Source organism: Streptomyces sp. NPDC029151, from assembly GCF_055564315.1.
This window is the reverse complement of record NZ_JBVHWQ010000017.1, coordinates 19,273-37,609: the sequence shown is the minus strand read 5'-3', so window position 1 is coordinate 37,609 and position 18,337 is coordinate 19,273. Positions and strand designations below refer to the sequence as shown.

Here is an 18,337-nt window from a genome sequence, read left to right as displayed (position 1 = left end):
CGCACTTTGCCAAATCTTGGTAATCGCGGTGGCTGTTACTGGGAGTAAATCGAAGCCGTTGGTCTGTCTGGATTCGTCCAGGGATCAACGGCTTTGCTCTGCCCCTCGATGCCACCGAGCGTCGCACTCCGAGACCGGTCGGTCGTCCTCCGGTTATCCGGCCGTTACTAGCCAGTAACGAACCCCCTTGTGTCCGGGCCGAGAATGCACCACGATCGGCGACGCTCGGTCCATTCCCGCACCCCGGCAGCCGGCCGGGTCGCCGGGAGACTCTGGGTCCCCACCGAGCAGAGCCGGCGGCAGTGGCGCCGGCTCTTGGGCAGGGGGGTCTTCGCCGGCCGGTGAAGCCTGTCCAGCAAGGTTGTGCGTGATGCGTGTCAGGCGCGACCAGTGGTTGTCGCTCGGGGGTGATCGCCGGTGATTCGGGCGCGGTTCGCGCCGCCGAGCGCGGGCGCTCTCCTTCCCGAGGACGTAGCACTTCTCCCATCCCTGCCCGGTGAAGCCCCCGACTCGGGGCGGGTCCGGGCCAGGAGATGTACGTCCGAGAAGGAGGAAATATGGAGTCCCAGGTGCGTGGCGGGACCAGATGGAAGCGGTTCGCTGTGGTCATGGTGCCCAGCGTCGCCGCTACGGCTGCGATAGGTGTCGCCCTCGCGCAGGGTGCTCTCGCCGCCTCGTTCAGCGTTTCCGGTCAGTCGTTCAAGGTGTCGGCGGACCAGCTGGTCGGTACCGGCTTCGCGCAGTACGGCGCGATCGACAGCGGCTACACGATGGACGGCAAGAAGACGGCGCACCCGGTGGCCGTCTCGGCGTTCAAGCACGCGGAGATCACCAACCTGTGTCAGTCCGTGGTCACGCCCGACGTGCCGATCTTCGGCAACGTCAGCCTGATCCTGCGGGCCGGCGGTGACGGTGCCGAGAAGGTCCAGGCCGACAACATCTACATCGACGTCGCCGACCTCGCCGCCGATGCGACGTTCGACAACATCGACATCGGCGTGGCCGCCAAGGACGCCTCCAAGGGTCCGGGCATGAAGGGTGGCGGCGAGCAGTCCAACCCGTGGGGCTTCGCGCAGCAGGCCGACAAGGCCACGCTGAAGAACGTGAAGCAGACCGCGTGGGCGACCACCGCCGGCACCTTCAAGCTCAGCGGCCTGAAGATGTCGCTGTCGACGGGTGTCAAGGAGTGCTTCTAAGCACTCGCTGACGGGCGGGGGAGCCGGTGGCGCCCCCGCCCGTCCACACTCCGGCCGCGTCCTCACGCGCGGCACACATCACCACCACAGCAACGCCGCACCAGGGAGCTGTTTTCCATGAGCGCCGAGACCCCTGCCGCCGAGCCCGGCCAGTTCACCCGCCGGAGGCAGCAGTTCCGCGCCTGGCGGGGCACGCGTCCGTTCTGGGCCGGTCTGTTCGTCATGCTCGGCGGCTTTCTCATCCTGTACTTCCCGTACGCCCACGTGCAGCTGGGCCACATCTCGATGACGATGGGGACGCCCGGCGGCTCCAGTTCCCTGATCATCGGCGGACTGCTCTTCGTCCTCGGGATCATCCTCTGGTTCCAGCAGCACATCCGGGTGTTCGGGGGCGTCGCGGCGATCCTGCTGGCGCTGGTGTCTCTCCCGCTGTCCAACGTCGGCGGCTTCATCGTGGGCTTCCTGTGCGCGCTGACCGGCGGGGCGATGGCCATCGCCTGGGCGCCGGGCGCGCCCGCGCAACCGCAGCCGCCGGCCGGGCCGGTACCGGCCCAGGGCGGTTCGCCCGCCGCCGCACCCCAGCCGGAGCAGCGCGTGTACGGACTGGACGAGCCGAACGACCTGTCAGGAACGAACCCGGCCAACGGGGCGAACGGGAGGCACAGTGCCGGCTGACGAGGTGACCCGCGGGACCGATGTGGACGGGTCCCGCGCGAGAACCGGGCCCCGCCACGCGGCTCCCCGCAAGCCGCTGTTCACCAGGTTCCACATGCCGGCCGGCAAGGCCATAGCCTCCGTGGCGATGCCCACCGCGGTGCTCATGGGCATGGGCTTCACGTCCACGCTCGCCCTCGCCGACAACAACGGCGGCCCGTCCCCGTCGACGTCGGCGAAGAGCCTGACGGCCGACGAGTACAAGGACTGCGTCAAGGCGCTGGGCGACGACAAGAAGGACGCCTCGGCCTCGCCGTCGCCGTCCGCGTCGCCGAGCACGTCGGCCTCGCCGTCGCAGACCGCCGACAGCGGCAAGACGGAGGAGGGCGGCTCCTCTTCATCGGGTTCGTCGGGTTCGTCGGGTTCGTCGGGTTCGGGTTCCGGCGGCTCCGGCGACACGAAGACGTCCGAGTCGACCGCCCCTTCGGACTCCGGTTCGTCCGGCTCCTCCGGTTCCTCCGGTTCCGAGACGGGTTCGTCCGGCTCCTCCGGATCGGGCACGGGGCCGTCCGGCTCCGACTCCGGTTCTGCCGGCTCGGGTTCCGGTTCCGGTGACACGACCACGCCGTCGCAGCCTCGGACCCAGAGCGGCGGCGGGGGCGTCCTGGACACCATCGGCGACACGGTCGGTGACATCCTCACCGGCGGCGGTGGCAAGGACACGGACTCCGGTACGTCGACGCAGACCGCGACGCCGACCCCGACCGCCTCCGCGTCGCCCTCGCCCACGGGCACCTCGTCCGGCGGTGGCGAGGACGCGGGCGGCAGCGCCTCCGACACCGTGAAGGACACGGCCGAGAAGGCCAAGGACACGGCGGGGAAGGCCAAGGACACGGCCGGGAAGACCTCGGACACGGTGAAGGACACCACCGGCACCGTCTCCAAGACCGGCAAGGACACCGCCGGGACGGCCGGGGACGCGACCGCGTCGGCCACGCCGAGCCCGTCCGCGAGCGAGTCCCCCTCCGCCGAGGACTGCCCGGTGGCCACGGACGACAAGGGCGGCGTCGACAACAAGGTGCCGGTGGCGGACGACCCCTGGTACCTGAACGCCAGCTCACTGCTCCTCAAGGGCGCCGACTACCAGGGCATAGTCGAGGTGAGGACCGCGGGCGGCACCACGAAGAAGGTGCTGAAGTACGTCATCTCCGGCGGCACCGACATCGGCGACCTGCACCAGACGGTGAACGACAAGCAGGCGAACAAGACCTACCACGTCCAGGCGGCCAAGGGCTCGACGTCCACCATCACCGGCGGCGACACGGTGATGTACACCGAGAGCATCTCGGGCAACCTGTTCGGGCTGATCCCGGTGACGTTCAGCCCCGACAGCCCGCCCCCGCTGAACATCCCGCTGATCTACTTCACCCACGTCAAGGTGGTCCAGGCGGCGCAGTTCGGCGGCAACCTGCACGTGCCCGGCATGCACGTGTACACGACCGACTGAGCGGTCGTACGAGCCGGTTCGGGAGCCGCACACCACCGAGGGCGCCCCCTGTCGAAGGGGGCGCCCTCGGTGTCGTCCAGGGCCCGTGCGGAACGGGTCAGCTGCTCTGGCCGCCCAGGTGGTGGACGCGGAGCATGTTGGTGGTGCCGGGGACCCCGGGGGGCGAGCCGGCGGTGATGATGAGGGTGTCGCCCGGGCTGAAGCGGCCGAGCCGGGCGATCTCCTGGTCCACCAGGTCGACCATCTCGTCCGTGGTGTTCACGAACGGCACGACGTGCGACTCCACGCCCCAGCTGAGGGTGAGCTGGTTGCGGGTGCCCTCGTCCGTGGTGAACGCGATGATCGGCTGGATCGCGCGGTAGCGGGACAGCCGGCGGGCGGTGTCACCGGACTGCGTGAAGGCGATGAGGCCCTTGCCGCCGAGGAAGTCGGCGATCTCGGCGGCCGCGCGGGCCACCGAACCGCCCTGGGTGCGCGGCTTCTTGCCCGGCACCAGCGGCTGCAGGCCCTTGGAGAGCAGCTCCTGCTCGGCCGCGGTGACGATCTTCGACATGGTCTTGACCGTCTCGACCGGGTAGGCGCCCACGCTGGACTCGGCCGACAGCATGACCGCGTCGGCACCGTCCAGGATCGCGTTGGCGACGTCGGAGGCCTCGGCGCGGGTCGGGCGGGAGTTGGTGATCATCGACTCCATCATCTGGGTCGCGACGATCACCGGCTTGGCGTTGCGCCGGCACAGCTCGATCAGGCGCTTCTGCACCATGGGGACCTTTTCGAGCGGGTACTCGACGGCGAGGTCACCGCGGGCCACCATGACGGCGTCGAACGCCGCGACGACGTCCTCCATGTTCTCGACCGCCTGCGGCTTCTCCACCTTGGCGATCACCGGGACCCGGCGGCCCTCCTCGTCCATCACGCGGTGGACGTCCTGCACGTCCTTGGCGTCCCGGACGAAGGACAGCGCGACCATGTCGCAGCCCATGCGGAGGGCGAAGCGCAGGTCCTCGACGTCCTTCTCGCTCAGCGCGGGCACGTTGACGGCCGCGCCGGGCAGGTTGATGCCCTTGTGGTCGGAGACGACACCGCCCTCGATGACGATCGTCCGCACCCGCGGGCCCTCGACGTCCAGGACCTTCAGCTCGACGTTGCCGTCGTTGATGAGGACCTGGTCGCCGCGCGAGACGTCGCCCGGCAGCCCCTTGTACGTCGTACCGCAGACGTGCTTGTCGCCCGGCACGTCCTCGGTCGTGATGACGAACTCGTCACCGCGCTCCAGCTCGACCGGACCCTCGGCGAAGGTCTCCAGGCGGATCTTCGGGCCCTGCAGGTCGGCGAGGACGCCGATGGGACGGCCGGTCTCCTTGGAGGCGGCCCGGACGCGGTCGTACCGCGCCTGGTGCTCGGCGTGGGTGCCGTGGCTGAAGTTGAAACGGGCTACGTTCATGCCCGCCTCGATCATGGCGACGAGCATCTCGTGGGAGTCGACCGCGGGGCCGAGAGTACAGACGATTTTCGAACGGCGCATGGAGCGATCCTATCGGTTTGTTTCGCTACGGAATATTCCGTCTGGTGGAAGATACAAATGAGTGCCACACCGCTCAGGTGCTATTCAGTTGTTCTTTCCGACCAGTGCGTAGGTCTGCGTCGCGATCTCCAGTTCTTCGTCCGTCGGCACCACGGCGACCGCGACCCGGGCGGACTCGGGCGAAATGAGCCGCGGTTCGCCGCCGCGCACGGCGTTGCGTTCCGGGTCCACCGCCAGGCCCAGCCCCTCCAGGCCCGCGATCGCCGCCTGACGCACCTCGGCGGCGTTCTCGCCGACCCCGGCGGTGAAGGCCACCGCGTCCACGGTGCCGAGCACCGCGTAATAGGCGCCGATGTACTTCCTGAGCCGGTGAATGTAAATGTCGAAGGCGAGCGCGGCCTCTTCGTCGCCCTCGTCGATCCGGCGGCGGATCTCCCGCATGTCGTTGTCCCCGCACAGACCGAACAGACCGCTCCTCTTGTTGAGAAGAGTGTCGATCTCGTCCATGGACATATCGCCAACCCGGGCCAAATGGAAGATGACGGCGGGGTCCACATCACCGGAGCGCGTACCCATCACGAGCCCCTCCAAAGGCGTCAGCCCCATGGAGGTGTCCACGCACCGGCCCTTCTCGACCGCGGACGCCGAGGCGCCGTTGCCCAGGTGCAGCACGATCACGTTGACCTCGGCCGGGTCCTTGCCCAGCAGCCGCGCGGTCTCCCGCGAGACGTAGGCGTGCGAGGTGCCGTGGAAGCCGTAGCGGCGGATGCGGTGCCGGTCGGCGATCCTCGGGTCGATCGCGTAGCGCGCCGCGGACTCCGGCATCGTCGTGTGGAACGCGGTGTCGAAGACGGCGACCTGGGGCAGGTCGGGGCGCAGCCCCCGCGCGGTGCGGATGCCGGTCAGGTTGGCCGGGTTGTGCAGCGGGGCCACCGGGATCAGCCGCTCGATCTCGGTGAGCACCTCGTCGTCGACGACGGTGGGCTCGGTGAAGAACATCCCGCCGTGCACCACCCGGTGGCCGATCGCGGCCAGCTCCGGGGAGTCCAGGCCCAGGCCGTCCCGGCTCAGCTCCTCGGCGACCGCCTTGAGGGCGGCGTCGTGGTCGGCGATCGGACCGGTGTGCTCCCGGGTGTCCCCACTGGTGAGGCAGGTGTGCTTGAGCCTGGAGGTCTGCTCGCCGATGCGCTCGACCAGGCCCACCGCGAGCCGGCTGCTGTCCCGCATGTCCAGCAGCTGGTACTTCACCGACGAGGAGCCGGAGTTGAGGACGAGGACACGGGTGGGGGAGGTCACTGCTGGGACGCCTTCTCGCTGGGGGACGGGGTGCCGCCGGGGGACGGGGCGGGGTTCTGGGCCTGGATCGCCGTGATGGCGACGGTGGAGACGATGTCCTGGACGAGGGCGCCCCGGGACAGGTCGTTGACCGGCTTGCGCAGACCCTGGAGGACCGGGCCGACGGCGATCGCGCCGGCCGAACGCTGCACGGCCTTGTAGGTGTTGTTGCCGGTGTTGAGATCGGGGAAGATCAGCACGGTGGCCTGGCCGGCGACGTCGGAGCCGGGCAGCTTGGTCGCGGCGATGGACGGCTCCACCGCCGCGTCGTACTGGATCGGGCCCTCGATCTTCAGGTCCGGCCGGCGCGCGCGGACCAGCTCGGTGGCCTCGCGCACCTTGTCCACGTCGGCGCCCGAACCGGACGTCCCCGTGGAGTACGACAGCATCGCGATCCGCGGCTCCACGCCGAACCGCGCGGCCGTCGTCGCCGACTGGACGGCGATGTCCGCGAGCTGCTCGGCGTTCGGGTCCGGGTTGACCGCGCAGTCGCCGTAGACCAGGACCTTGTCGGCCAGGCACATGAAGAACACCGACGAGACGATGGACGCCTCGGGCTTGGTCTTGATGATCTCGAAGGCGGGCCGGATGGTGGCCGCCGTGGAGTGCACCGAGCCGGACACCATGCCGTCGGCCAGGCCCTCCTGGACCATCAGCGTGCCGAAGTAGTTCACGTCGGAGACGACGTCGTAGGCCAGCTCGACGGTGACGCCCTTGTGGGCGCGCAGCGCCGCGTACTTCTCCGCGAAGGCGTCGCGCAGCTCGGAGGTGGCCGGGTCGATGAGCCGGCTGTCGCCGAGGTCGATGCCGAGGTCGGCGGCCTTCTTGCGGATGCGGTCGGCCGGGCCGAGGAGGGTCAGGTCGCACACGCCCCGGCGCAGCAGCACCTCGGCCGCGTGCAGCACCCGTTCCTCGGTGCCCTCGGGGAGGACGACCCGGCGCTTGTCGGCGCGGGCCTGCTCCAGCAGCTTGTGCTCGAACATCATCGGGGTGACCCGGTCGCCGCTCGGCGCGGAGACCCGGCGGGCCAGGTCGGCGGTGTCGGTGTACCGCTCGAACAGGCCGAGCGCGGTCTCCGCCTTGCGCGGGGTGGCCGCGGTCATCTTCCCCTCCATGGAGAAGAGCTGCTCGGCGGTGGGGAAGCTGTTGCCGGACACCGAGATCACCGGTGTGCCCGGGGCGAGGCGGGCGGCGAGGGTGAGGATCTCCTCGCTCGGCACCTCGTTCAGGGTGAGCAGCACGCCGGCGATCGGCGGGGTGCCGGCGCTGTGCGCGGCGAGGGACCCCACCACCAGGTCGGCGCGGTCGCCGGGGGTGACGACCAGGCAGCCCGGGGTCAGGGCGGACAGGAAGTTCGGCAGCATGGCGCCGCCGAAGACGAAGCCGAGGGCGTCCCGGGCGAGCCCGGAGTCGTCGCCGAGCAGCACCTTGGCGCCGAGGGTCTGGGAGATCTGGGCGACCGTCGGCGCGGACAGGGCGGGCTCGTCGGGAAGGACGTACGTCGGCACCGGCAGCCGGCTGGCGAGCCGCTCGGCGATCTCGTCGCGGTCCTCGCGGGCCACCCGGTTGGCGACCATGGCGAGCACGTCGCAGCCGAGGCCGTCGTAGGCGCGGTAGGCGTTGCGGGTCTCGGCCAGTACGGACTCGGCGGACTGCCTGCGGCCCCCGACCACCGGGATCACGGAGGCGCCGAACTCGTTGGCGAGCCGGGCGTTGAGGGACAGCTCGTCCGGCAGCTGGGTGCCGGCGTAGTCGGTGCCGAGGACCAGGACGACGTCGTAGTCCCGGGCCACCAGGTGGAAGCGGTCGACCAGGGCGGAGACCAGTTCGTCGGTGCCCTGCTCGGCCTGGAGCGCGGAGGCCTGGTGGTAGTCCATGCCGTAGACCGTCGCCGGGTCCTGCGAGAGGCGGTAGCGCGACCGCAGCAGCTCGAACAGGCGGTCGGGGCCGTCGTGGACGAGCGGGCGGAACACACCCACCCGGTCGACCTGCCGCGTCAGGAGTTCCATGACCCCCAGCTCCACGACCTGGCGGCCGTCACCGCGGTCGATCCCGGTGACGTACACGCTGCGCGTCACGTGTCCACTCCGTTCCTCATATCGCTCTGTCGCTTCTGTCGCGTCTTCGGCATAAAAATCACCCACCGAGGTGAGTGGAACCCTCTTGACAATACCCCTGCCGACGGATAAGGCGCCCGTCAAGGCTTCACCTGACCGGCGGACGTGAAACAATCGACACCGGCTCACCGGTACACGACAGCGAGCAGGAGACACAGCACGATGCGCATCGGAGTTCTCACCGCAGGCGGCGACTGCCCCGGCCTGAACGCCGTGATCCGGTCGGTCGTGCACCGGGCGGTGGCACAGTACGGCGACGAGGTCATCGGCTTCGAGGACGGCTACCGGGGTCTGCTGGACCGCCACTACCGCACCCTCGACCTGGACGCGGTCAGCGGCATCCTGGCCCGTGGCGGCACCATCCTCGGCTCCTCCCGGCTGGAGCGGGACCGGCTGCGCGAGGCCTGCGAGGGCGCGGCCGACATGGTCGAGGAGTTCGGCATCGACGCCCTGATCCCGATCGGCGGCGAGGGCACCCTGACCGCGGCCCGCATGCTCTCGGACGCGGGCCTCCCGGTCGTCGGCGTCCCCAAGACCATCGACAACGACATCTCCTCCACCGACCGCACCTTCGGCTTCGACACCGCCGTCGGCGTGGCGACGGAGGCCATGGACCGCCTGAAGACCACCGCCGAGTCCCACCAGCGCGTGATGGTCGTCGAGGTCATGGGCCGGCACGCCGGCTGGATCGCGCTGGAGTCCGGCATGGCCGCCGGCGCCCACGGCATCTGCCTGCCCGAACGCCCCTTCGATCCCGCCGACCTGGTCAAGATGGTCGAGGAGCGCTTCGCCCGCGGCAAGAAGTTCGCCGTCGTCTGCGTCGCCGAGGGCGCCCACCCCGCCGAGGGCACCATGGACTACGGCAAGGGCGAGATCGACCAGTACGGCCACGAGCGCTTCCAGGGCATCGGCACCGCCCTCGCCTACGAGCTGGAGCGGCGCCTCGGCAAGGAGGCCAAGCCGGTCATCCTCGGACACGTCCAGCGCGGCGGCGTCCCCACCCCCTACGACCGTGTCCTCGCCACCCGCTTCGGCTGGCACGCCGTCGAGGCCGCGCACCGCGGGGAGTTCGGCAGGATGACCGCGCTGCGCGGCACCGACATCGTGATGGTGCCGCTCGCCGAGGCGGTCACCGAGCTGAAGACGGTCCCGAAGGACCGGATGGACGAGGCCGAGTCGGTCTTCTAGGACTCGTCGGCCAGACCCGTCTCAGGTCCGCTGTTCCACCGCCGCCCAGAAGTTCTCCACGATCCCGTCGAGGAACTCCTGGCCGGACCGGCTGGCACTCCTGCTGCCGCCGCCCCAGCTGAGGGTGGCGGCCATGTGCCCCTGGTAGTCCTGGTGCAGCGCCTGAAGCACTCCTTCGAGGACGTCCGTGTCCACCGGGGCCAGTTTCCGCACCGGCCGCACGTACGCCTGCCAGCGGGTGGTCACCGCGCTGTGCAGCAGCTCGGCCAGCTTCGCCTCACGGCCGGTGACGGCGACGAAGTCGGGCAGGGCGAGGTCCAGGATCCGCGCGAGCGCGGCCGACTGGCGCTCGTTCCCCTTCCACTGCCCGCTCTCCTCCGCCCGCAGGTACGCGCGCAGATCCATGCCGACGGCGTGGGCGACGTCCTCGGGCGCGACGGCGCGGGCGATGCGGTGCTCGCGCAGGGTCCGCGGGCGGCCGAGGAGTTCGCCCGGGGAACACCACAGCACGCCCGCGAGGGCGGTCAGTTCGGGATTGCTCGGGGCGGTGACACCGCGTTCCCAGGCGATCACCAGATCGGGTGTGACGTACGGCAGCCCGTACGAGGCCCGCAGGCCGTAGGCGACGTGCTCGGGTCCCATGCCGAGCGCGGCGCGCAGCCGGCGGGCCGCCGGGGCGTTGAACGGAGGAGCTGAGGGTTGGCGCACCCGGCACAAGCTAGGGGCGCCCCGCCGGGATGGCTACGGTCCGTTCGGACAGGATCACGGATCGTCGGAACGTACGGGTTGATCGCACCCGGCGAGCTGACACTCAGTGTCACCCCCTGTGACCTGGTGTTACTTCCGGTCACCCCTTGACCGCGCCGCCCAGCGCGAACCCGCCGCCCAGTCGCCGTGCCACCAGAACGTACAAAAGGACCACCGGCGTCGAGTAGATCACGGAGAACGCGGCGAGCTGGCCGTACGCCACCATGCCCCGGTTGCCGAAGAAGTCGTTGATGCTCACCGAGGCCGGCATCCGGTCCGGGGTGAGCAGCAGCATGAACGGGACGAAGAAGTTCCCCCACATCATCACGAACGAGAACACGGTCACCACCGCGAGCCCCGGTCCCATCAGCGGCAGCACGATCCGCACCAGGGACTGCAGCGCTGAGGCCCCGTCCGTCCAGGCCGCCTCCTCCAGCTCCCTCGGCACGCCGTCCATGAAGTTCTTCGTCAGCCAGATCGCGAACGGCAGCTGGGATGCGGCGAAGAAGAGGATCGTGCCCTGGAGGGTGTCGATCAGGTTCACCCGGACGAACAGGGCGTACACCGGCACCATGACCGCCGTGACGGGCAGGCTCGTCGCGAACAGGATCGTCAGCAGGAACGGCCGGTTCAGCCGGGACCGGAACCGGGACAGGGGATAGGCGGCGAGGGCGGCGCACCCCACGGTCAGCGCCGTGGCGCCCCCGCACAGGAGCAGGCTGTTGAGCAGCGGGGTATAGGTGACGTCCGGGGTCAGGACCGCCCGGAAGTTGTCCAGGGTGAGGCCGTCCGGGACCCTGACCCGGAGCCCGGCGTGCGGATCCACGGCCGACAGCAGCACCCAGGCCAGCGGCAGAGCGAAGGCGGCGGCCACGGCCAGCAGCGACAGGTCGGCGGCGAGCCGCCGGACGGAGCGCGTCCCGGCCATCAGACCTCCGTCCGCAGCAGCCGCAGGTAGACCACGGAGAACAGCGAGCCGACGACCAGCAGGAGCAGGGCGACCGCGGTGGCGTACCCGATCATGCTGTTCTGGAAGGCCTGTTCGTACATGAACAGCGGCAGCGTCTGGCTCCTGTTCCCCGGCCCGCCCCGCGTCATCACCCAGATCAGCCCGAAGACGGAGAGCGTCTGGAGGGTGTTGAGCATGAGGTTGGTGCCGATGGAGCGCCGGATCATCGGCAGCGTGATGTGCCACAGCCGCCGCCACCCGCCGGCCCCGTCCACCTCGGCGGCCTCCGCGATCTCGGCGGGGATCTCGTCCAGCGCGGCGGAGTACACGAGCATCGAGAACGCCGTCCCGCGCCAGACGTTGGCGAACGACACGGCGAGGATCGGCAGGGTGAACAGCCAGTTCTGCCGCGGCAGGTGCAGCAGGTCCAGAACCGCGTTCAGGGTGCCCTCGCGGCGGAAGAACGCGTACAGCAGGAACCCGGCGACGACCTCCGGCAGCACCCAGGCGGTGACGACGACGGCGCCGGTGAGGGTGCGGACGGGTTGCGAGGCACGCTTCATGAGCACGGCCAGCGCCAGCCCCAGCGTGTTCTGCCCGACCAGCGAGGACACCACCGTGAACACCAGGGTCAGCCGGACGGCGTTCAGGAAGGCGTCGTCCCGGAAGGCCCGGCGGAAGTTGGCGAGGCCGACGAAGGAGGAGTGGGCCTGCCCGGTCAGCTGGAGGTCGGTGAAGGCGATCCAGACGCAGTAGGCGATCGGCCCGGCGAGGAAGAGGAGCAGCAGGACGACGGCGGGAGCGAGGGGGAGCGCCCTGACCGCCCGGGCGCCCCGGTGTCCGCGCCTCACTTCTCGACCACTTGGCCGCCGGTGACGTCCTTGACCGTGGCGTCGTACGCGCGCGCCGCGTCCTCCACGGACAGGTCACCGGTCGTGACCGCCTCCATGGCCTCCTGCACGGCGGTCGACACCTTGGGGTACGCCGGGAACGCGGGCCGGTAGTGCGTGCTCGCGACCAGATCGGTGAAGAATCTGATGCCGGGCTGGGCGCGGGCGTAGGCCGGATCGGCGGCGACGTCCTTCCGTACGGCGATCCCGGAGTTGGCGATGTACCACTTCCGGGCGTTGTCCTTCGTCTGCATCGTCCGGACGAACTGGAAGGCGAGGTCGGCATTGCCCGCCTTGGCGGGGATGGACCAGGTCCAGCCGCCGGACATGCTCACCTTGCCCGGCGCCTGCCCGTGCCGGGTCGGCATGGCGGCGAGCCCCAGCTGCTCGGACCAGTCCGGCCACTCGTGCCCGCTTCCCGGCAGCCAGGCCTGCGGCAGCCAGGAGCCGTCGAGGGCGATGCCGAGCTTCCCCTCGGGGAGCAGCTCCCCGTTGACGGTGGTGTTGAAGTTCGGGTCGAGGGCGTCGGAGACGTCGGGGCCGAGCTTGTCCCTGTAGACGGTCTCGACGAAGCGGAGGGAGTCCTTGAAGGCCTGCGACCCCGTGATCCACTTCTTGCTTCCGCTGTCGTAGAGCGGATCGTGCGTGCCGTCGCCGGTGCCGTACAGGAGCATCTCGAAGCCCTGCATGGTCGCCCGTTCACCGGCGGGTTTGCCGGTGTAGACGTTGAACGGGACGACGCCGGGGACCTTGCGCTTGATGGTGCGGGCGGCGGCGAGGACGTCGTCCCAGGTCTTCGGCTGCCAGTCGGCGGGCAGCCCCGCTTTCCGGAACACCCGCCTGTCGAACCAGAGTCCGCGGGTGTCGGTCCCGTCCGGAACGCCGTACGTCTTCCCGTCCTCGCCTCTGGCCGCCGCCTTCGCGGTGCCGATGAACTGCCCCCAGTCCCGCCACTTGGCGAGGTACGGGTCGAGCGGCTTCAGGTACCCGCTGGTGATGTCGGAGTTGATGAGGAACGTGTCCTCGTAGACCAGGTCCGGCGCGGTGCGCGGCGAGCGCAGCATCTGCTGGAGCTTGGTGTAGTACTCGGCGTCCGGCGCCTTGATCGGCACGAACCGCACCTTCTTGCCGGGGTGTTCGTGCTCGAACTGCTTCTTGATCCCGGCGAGGTAGGTGTCCATCACCTTGACCGAGTTGTCGGTGGACTGCTTGTACGACACCTTGACCGTGTCCGGGTCGCTGCCGGATCCGCCACCGCAGGCGGTGAGGGCGGTGGCGGCGAGGGCGAGGGCGGTGACGAGGGGGGCGGCGGTGGGGCGCACGGGCATGACCTCCTGAGCGCACGTGGGGGTGGGCGCGGAGATTGCTGCCGTGTGAAGGTAAGAGGAGTGGTCTAGTCAGGTCAATGCGCGTGCGCGGTATTGGCCACCGGTGGGCTACAGGAGGTGGTCCGCCTCGCCGGCCTTGATCCCGCGGATGAGGGCGCGGAGGGCTTCGCGGGAGTCGGTGAGGGGGCGGTCCTCCTGACCGGCCACGGCGATGTAGGCGTTGCCTTGGGGGTCGGTGCCTATGCGGAAGCAGTTGTTGCCTTCGGCGCAGAAGGGTTCTTCCCAGGTGATGTCGGCCATGGGTGTCTCTCCGGGATCAGAGTTCGCGGGCGATGGCGTGGATGAGGTCCCGTGAGTCGTCGGGACTCAGCGTGTGGGCGTGCCACCAGTCCATGTGCGCTCGATATTTGGCGAGTTGGGCATCGGAGTGAGTGAACTCGCCGCCGTGGGCCGAGTCCAGCTGTACGGTGTCGAGCTGGGGAACGGCTCCGTGGGCGTAGAGCACCGCGTGTCCTGCGCCGGGGAAGGCGCCGGCCTCCACGGGGAGCACGCGGATCTCGACGTTGGGGCGCTCGGAGACCGCGCAGACGTGCAGGAGCTGCTCGCGCATGGCGCGACGCCCGCCGAACTGCATGCGCAGGGCCCACTCGTGCACGTACGCGACGTAGTCGACGGGCGTCGGCTGCTCGCGGTCGAGCACCTGTTGCCGCCGCAGGCGTTGTACGACACGGAGCTCCACCTCTGAGGAGGGCAGCGGCGGGAGCGCGGCGGTGAAGATGGCGCGGGCGTACTCGGAGAGTTGCAGCAGCCCCGGGATGTGTACGGTCTGATAGCTCCGCAGCCGTGTGGCGAACCACTCCAACTCGGCGACGTCCAGGAGGCCTTGCGGGAGAGCGCCTCTGAACTGCTGCCACCAGCCCTTCTGACGCGTGTCAGCCATGGCGGCCAGCGCCTCTACGTACGCCTCGTCCGCGCACTCGTAGTTGCTGGCGAGTATCCGGATCCGCTCCGGTGAGGTGGCGCGGACTCCCGACTCCATGTTGGACACCTTCGTGCGGTCCAGTCCCAGCAGCCCGGCGGCGTACTCCGTCGTCCGCCCGGCCGCGAGCCGCATCCGGCGTAGTTCTGCGCCCAGGCGTTTCTGCCGTTCCGTCGGTGCGGGCCTTGTCGGCATCAGTGCCCTTTCTCCCCGGCAAGTCGGAGTCAGTCTGCACTGCACGGGAGTGCTGGTCCAATTCGAGGGAGGCAATAAGCAGGAGTAGGTGGCACGTGTGCCACCTCAGTCTCTACAGTTGGTGATGAGTCGCTTACGGAACGGCGCCGTCGGAAGCGCATCGCGCGAGCTGCCCGCGTTCTCCTCCCCTGGGAGGGGCGGACCCGTGCCAGGGAGACAAGCCACCGGCCGCCGGTCGAGTCATCGGCTCATTCGGAACCACACCCACCTGTACCTGTTGAAGGAGTCGCCGTGTCCGCACGGGTCACCGTCTCGGCCTGCCCGCTCTCCACCGACGAGCCGCGGACACCGCCGCCGTCCCCCGCCGCGCTCGCCTACAGCCTCACGCTGCCCGCCGGGCCGACCAGTCCCCGCGTCGCCCGTGCCGCCGCCGAAGTGGTCCTGCGGACGCACGCCCTGGCCGACATGACGGACGCGGTGGCTCAGGTGGTCGGCGAACTGACCGCATGCGCCTGGAAGTTCACACCCGACAGTGAGGTGTACGTGTCCCTGCGGTACCGGGACGGCGACGTACGCGTCATCGTCTACGACGGACACCCCCGGCACTCCCACCCCCGGCTGGCGGCGGCCTGCGACACCCGGAGGCGGGCGGCGCTGCGGGTGCTCGGGTGCGTGGTGCGGGCGTGTGAGGGGGACTGGGGGTTCGGGGAGGCGCGGGAGCCCGGGGGCGGCACGCGGATGTGGGCGGTGGTGCCCTGGCGGGGGGCTCGGGGGTATGCGGGGGCGGGGTGAGGCGAGGTGTCAGTCCGGTAGTTCGGCGGCGCGGGCGCGGGCCTGGGCGGCTCGGTCGGGGGCGTTGGCGCGGGTGAAGGCGTCGGCGGCCTGGAGGTAGGCGGAGCGGGCTTCGGCGGGGCGGTGGGCGCTCTGGTGGGCGAGGGCCAGGTTGTGGAAGGTCAATCCGTCGCCGTACCAGTCCTCGAACTCCTGACGGCATCCGAGGGACTTGACGTACGCCTTGATCGCCTCTTCCACCCGACCCGCCTCCCGCAATGCGATGCCGAGGTTGTTCCACCCCATGGCCTCGCCGTGGCCGTTCCCGACGGTCTGGTACAGGCCGAGGGCCCGTGTGTGGGCGTCGATCGCCTCTTCCACCCGGGCCGCCCTCACCAGGGCGAGGCCGAGGTTGTTCCATGCGCTGGCTTCATCGCGGGGTTTCTCGGCGGCCTGGAACAGGTCGCGGGCCCGTGTGTGGGCGTCGATGGCCTCTTCCACCCGGGCCGCCCTCACCAGGGCGAGGCCGAGGTTGTTCCATGCGCTGGCTTCATCGCGGGGTTTCTCGGCGGCCTGGAACAGGTCGCGGGCCCGTGTGTGGGCGTCGATGGCCTCTTCCGCTCGGCCCGACTCCCGCAGGGCGATGCCGAGGCTGTGCCACGCAATGGCCTCGCCCAGCTGGTCCCCCCTGAGGCGGGCGGCCTTCCGTGCCACCTCCGCCACTGTGATCCAGTCGTCGAAGTACCGCCGCCAGAGCAGGTACTCCCCCAGACACTGGGCCAGCCTCACCGCCGCGTTCGCGAACCGCTCCTCCCGCCCCCACTCCACCGCAGCCACCAGACCCGCCCGCTCCCCGTCCAGCCACGCCAAAGCCTGGCCCCGCTCCGCGAACCGTTCCGGCTCCTCCATCCCCGGCAGCCACCGCAACCGGTCGTCGGCCGCATCCGCCCACCGCCAGTAGAAGTCCAGCACCCGTTCCCGCGCTGCCTCCGCCTCCTCCCGCAACCCCGCGTCCCCCGTCACCACACGGGCCCCGAACCCCCGCACCAAGTCGTGCAACCGCCACCGCACTGCGGAGGCCGCCCCGCCTCGTACCGGCGCGACGAGATGGGTGGCGGCCAGGTCCTCCAGCAGCGACAGCACGGTCTCCGTGTCGAGGCCCGCGAGAGCCGCGACCGCCTCCGTCCCGGTCTCCGCGCCCGGAGCCAGGCAGAGCAGACGTAGCAGGCGAGCCTGATCCGGCGGCAACCGGCGATATGAGGTCTCCAGTACCGGGCGCAGGACGAGCGAGCGCCCGTACAGGTCTGGTCCAGGACTGCCGTGGTCGAGGACCGCGGTCGCATCTCCGGCGTCCCGAATCTCGGTCACCACGGACGAGATGTCCCGATGGCGGCGCCGGCGCAGCATGCCGGCCGCGATCTGCAGCGCCAGGGGGAGGTGGCCACAGAGGTCCGTCAGTGCACGCAGTGCAGAGGGTTCCCGTACGGGGCGGTCGTCACGTTCGTCGGTGCCGTGCAGGGCACGGGTCACCAGGGCGACCGAGTCTTCGGGATCGAGCGTCTCAAGGTCGATCAGGCGTACGGGAAGGGCGTCGGGACGGTCCCGGGAGGTGATGAGCACCCGGTGCCGGTCCGTACCGGGCAGCAGCGGCACGTACTGGGACGGGTCCGACGCGTTGTCCAGGATCAGCAGCATTCGGTCCCGCCGTTCGGCGAGGAGCGCACGGTAGGCGTCGTACTGGCGCTCGGTCGTCGGCGGCAGATCCTGTTCCCGTACGCCGAGCGCGTCGAGCAGCGCCAGCACTGCCTGATCCGCCGTGACCGGGTCGTCGTCGTACCCGCGCAGGTCCACGAAGAGCGTCCCGCCCGGGAACCAGCCCTGCGTGCAGGCCCGATGCGCCGCCTCCACCGCTAGCGCCGTCTTGCCGATGCCACCCATGCCGGTGACGGCGAAGATGAGGAGCGGGGGAGCGGCCTCGCCGTCTTCACCGGGTGCGAGATGGGGGAGCAGGCGGTCCAGCTCCGCCGAGCGGCCGGTGAAGCCGAGGGGGCGGGGCGGCAGGGTGGAGGTCGCGCGCGGGACCGGGCCGTGGACCGTGCCCTTACCGGCCTCCGACCTGCTTGCCGATGACCGTCCCGAAGAAGGTCCCGCCCCGGAAGTCGATGTGGTCGCCGTCCCCGTGGCGTGCTTGGGGCCCCTCCTCGGAGTCGCCGGAACCCGCGCCCCCACGGCGGTACTTGTGCAGGACCGCCACCGCGACGGCGGCGGCCTGAGCCGCCGCCCGCTCCTGCGAGCCGCCCTTGTCGGCCGCCGCCTTCCCCGCGTCGGCGTGGTCGCTGATGCCACGGATGACCAGGGCGTCCCGGCCCTCCAGGTGGGCCGCGTGCGCCACCCCCAAGCCCTCCATCTCGAACGCGACGGCGTCGTTGTACCGCTCGCGGACGCGCCGGGCGACCTCGGACTCCGCGTCGGCGAGCACCACGTCTCCCGTGGCGATCGGCTTGAAGTGCGCCCGTACGTCGGGCATGTCCCGTACGGCGGCACGTGCGGCCGAGAGCAGGGCGTGGGAGCCGTGCCAGGCGTCGGGCCGGTCCAGCAGCCCCTCGGGGGTGACCTTGCCCCCGTGGATGCCGTACACCTTCGTGCCCACCACCACGTCCCCCAGGCCGATGTCCTCCTTGAGACCGCCGGCCACGCCGACGAAGAGGACCGCCCGGGGGCGCAGCCAGCCTATGAGGGAGGAGGTGAGCGCGGCGGTGCTGCGAGAGCCCTCGCCCAGCTCGGCGGCGGCCACCCGCCACGACGTACCGCGCAGGCGGCCCACCTCCACGAAGGTCCCGTTGTCGGGGTGGGACCGTTCCTCGCGGTCCTCGATGTACGTCCGTACGGCCGCGTACTCCAGCGGGAGCGCGGTCAGGACCAGAACGGTGGGTCGAGTCTCCGGCACACTCATAAG

The 18,337-nt window shown here is 70.4% G+C and carries 16 protein-coding genes; 5 read left to right on the top strand and 11 right to left on the bottom strand.

What is annotated here, in order from left to right; genetic code table 11:
- Positions 1 to 557 precede the first annotated feature (557 nt).
- The 3 genes from ACZ4VF_RS36670 (at position 558) to ACZ4VF_RS36660 (ending at position 3,357) form a co-directional block, all read left to right on the top strand.
- On the top strand, positions 558 to 1,196 hold the full coding sequence (locus ACZ4VF_RS36670) for a DUF6230 family protein (RefSeq protein ID WP_467931486.1): 639 nt from the start codon (positions 558 to 560) through the stop codon (positions 1,194 to 1,196).
- Positions 1,197 to 1,313: 117 nt separating this feature from the next.
- Positions 1,314 to 1,871, top strand: a complete 558-nt coding sequence (locus ACZ4VF_RS36665; RefSeq protein ID WP_467931484.1) for a DUF6114 domain-containing protein — start codon at positions 1,314 to 1,316, stop codon at positions 1,869 to 1,871.
- Entirely contained in the window at positions 1,861 to 3,357 is a 1,497-nt protein-coding gene (locus ACZ4VF_RS36660; RefSeq protein WP_467931483.1) for a hypothetical protein, read from the top strand. Before ACZ4VF_RS36665 ends, ACZ4VF_RS36660 begins: the two co-directional genes overlap by 11 nt.
- Positions 3,358 to 3,454: 97 nt before the next feature.
- Here ACZ4VF_RS36660 and pyk read toward each other — a convergent pair whose 3' ends face one another.
- From pyk to pta, 3 genes are all read right to left on the bottom strand, one after another.
- Positions 3,455 to 4,882, bottom strand: a complete 1,428-nt coding sequence (pyk, locus tag ACZ4VF_RS36655) for a pyruvate kinase (RefSeq protein ID WP_467931482.1) — start codon at positions 4,880 to 4,882, stop codon at positions 3,455 to 3,457.
- Between the two features lie 84 nt (positions 4,883 to 4,966).
- Positions 4,967 to 6,178 carry an acetate kinase gene (locus tag ACZ4VF_RS36650; RefSeq protein ID WP_467931480.1) on the bottom strand — a complete coding sequence of 404 codons (1,212 nt, stop codon included), beginning with the start codon at positions 6,176 to 6,178 and terminating at the stop codon, positions 4,967 to 4,969.
- Positions 6,175 to 8,295, bottom strand: coding sequence for a phosphate acetyltransferase (gene pta / locus ACZ4VF_RS36645; RefSeq protein WP_467931479.1), 2,121 nt, complete (start codon positions 8,293 to 8,295; stop codon positions 6,175 to 6,177). The genes ACZ4VF_RS36650 and pta overlap by 4 nt, the downstream gene beginning before the upstream one ends.
- 201 nt (positions 8,296 to 8,496) lie before the next feature.
- On the opposite strand from pta, the gene ACZ4VF_RS36640 reads away from it, so the two are divergent.
- Positions 8,497 to 9,522 carry an ATP-dependent 6-phosphofructokinase gene (locus tag ACZ4VF_RS36640; protein ID WP_467931478.1) on the top strand — a complete coding sequence of 342 codons (1,026 nt, stop codon included), beginning with the start codon at positions 8,497 to 8,499 and terminating at the stop codon, positions 9,520 to 9,522.
- 21 nt (positions 9,523 to 9,543) lie between these two features.
- Here ACZ4VF_RS36640 and ACZ4VF_RS36635 read toward each other — a convergent pair whose 3' ends face one another.
- From ACZ4VF_RS36635 to ACZ4VF_RS36610, 6 genes are all read right to left on the bottom strand, one after another.
- Complete coding sequence (locus ACZ4VF_RS36635) at positions 9,544 to 10,230, bottom strand: helix-turn-helix domain-containing protein (protein WP_467931476.1); 687 nt, start codon at positions 10,228 to 10,230, stop codon at positions 9,544 to 9,546.
- A 139-nt stretch (positions 10,231 to 10,369) separates the two neighbouring features.
- Complete coding sequence (locus ACZ4VF_RS36630; protein ID WP_467931475.1) at positions 10,370 to 11,197, bottom strand: carbohydrate ABC transporter permease; 828 nt, start codon at positions 11,195 to 11,197, stop codon at positions 10,370 to 10,372.
- The gene (locus tag ACZ4VF_RS36625) at positions 11,197 to 12,069 is read right to left on the bottom strand and encodes a carbohydrate ABC transporter permease (protein ID WP_467931474.1); all 873 of its coding nucleotides are present in this window, start codon (positions 12,067 to 12,069) and stop codon (positions 11,197 to 11,199) included. Before ACZ4VF_RS36625 ends, ACZ4VF_RS36630 begins: the two co-directional genes overlap by 1 nt.
- The gene (locus ACZ4VF_RS36620) at positions 12,066 to 13,436 is read right to left on the bottom strand and encodes an extracellular solute-binding protein (protein ID WP_467931472.1); all 1,371 of its coding nucleotides are present in this window, start codon (positions 13,434 to 13,436) and stop codon (positions 12,066 to 12,068) included. Before ACZ4VF_RS36620 ends, ACZ4VF_RS36625 begins: the two co-directional genes overlap by 4 nt.
- Before the next feature lie 108 nt (positions 13,437 to 13,544).
- On the bottom strand, positions 13,545 to 13,736 hold the full coding sequence (locus tag ACZ4VF_RS36615; protein WP_467931471.1) for a hypothetical protein: 192 nt from the start codon (positions 13,734 to 13,736) through the stop codon (positions 13,545 to 13,547).
- Positions 13,737 to 13,752: 16 nt separating this feature from the next.
- Positions 13,753 to 14,610 (bottom strand): helix-turn-helix domain-containing protein, encoded by an 858-nt coding sequence (locus tag ACZ4VF_RS36610; protein ID WP_467931470.1) that lies wholly within the window; start codon positions 14,608 to 14,610, stop codon positions 13,753 to 13,755.
- Between the two features lie 291 nt (positions 14,611 to 14,901).
- On the opposite strand from ACZ4VF_RS36610, the gene ACZ4VF_RS36605 reads away from it, so the two are divergent.
- Positions 14,902 to 15,402 carry an ATP-binding protein gene (locus tag ACZ4VF_RS36605; protein WP_467931468.1) on the top strand — a complete coding sequence of 167 codons (501 nt, stop codon included), beginning with the start codon at positions 14,902 to 14,904 and terminating at the stop codon, positions 15,400 to 15,402.
- 9 nt (positions 15,403 to 15,411) lie between these two features.
- Here ACZ4VF_RS36605 and ACZ4VF_RS36600 read toward each other — a convergent pair whose 3' ends face one another.
- Positions 15,412 to 17,337: a tetratricopeptide repeat protein gene (locus tag ACZ4VF_RS36600; protein ID WP_467931538.1), complete on the bottom strand. Its 1,926-nt coding sequence runs from the start codon at positions 17,335 to 17,337 to the stop codon at positions 15,412 to 15,414.
- A 145-nt stretch (positions 17,338 to 17,482) separates the two neighbouring features.
- On the bottom strand, positions 17,483 to 18,334 hold the full coding sequence (locus tag ACZ4VF_RS36595) for a 5'-methylthioadenosine/S-adenosylhomocysteine nucleosidase family protein (RefSeq protein WP_467931467.1): 852 nt from the start codon (positions 18,332 to 18,334) through the stop codon (positions 17,483 to 17,485).
- Positions 18,335 to 18,337: the final 3 nt, after the last annotated feature.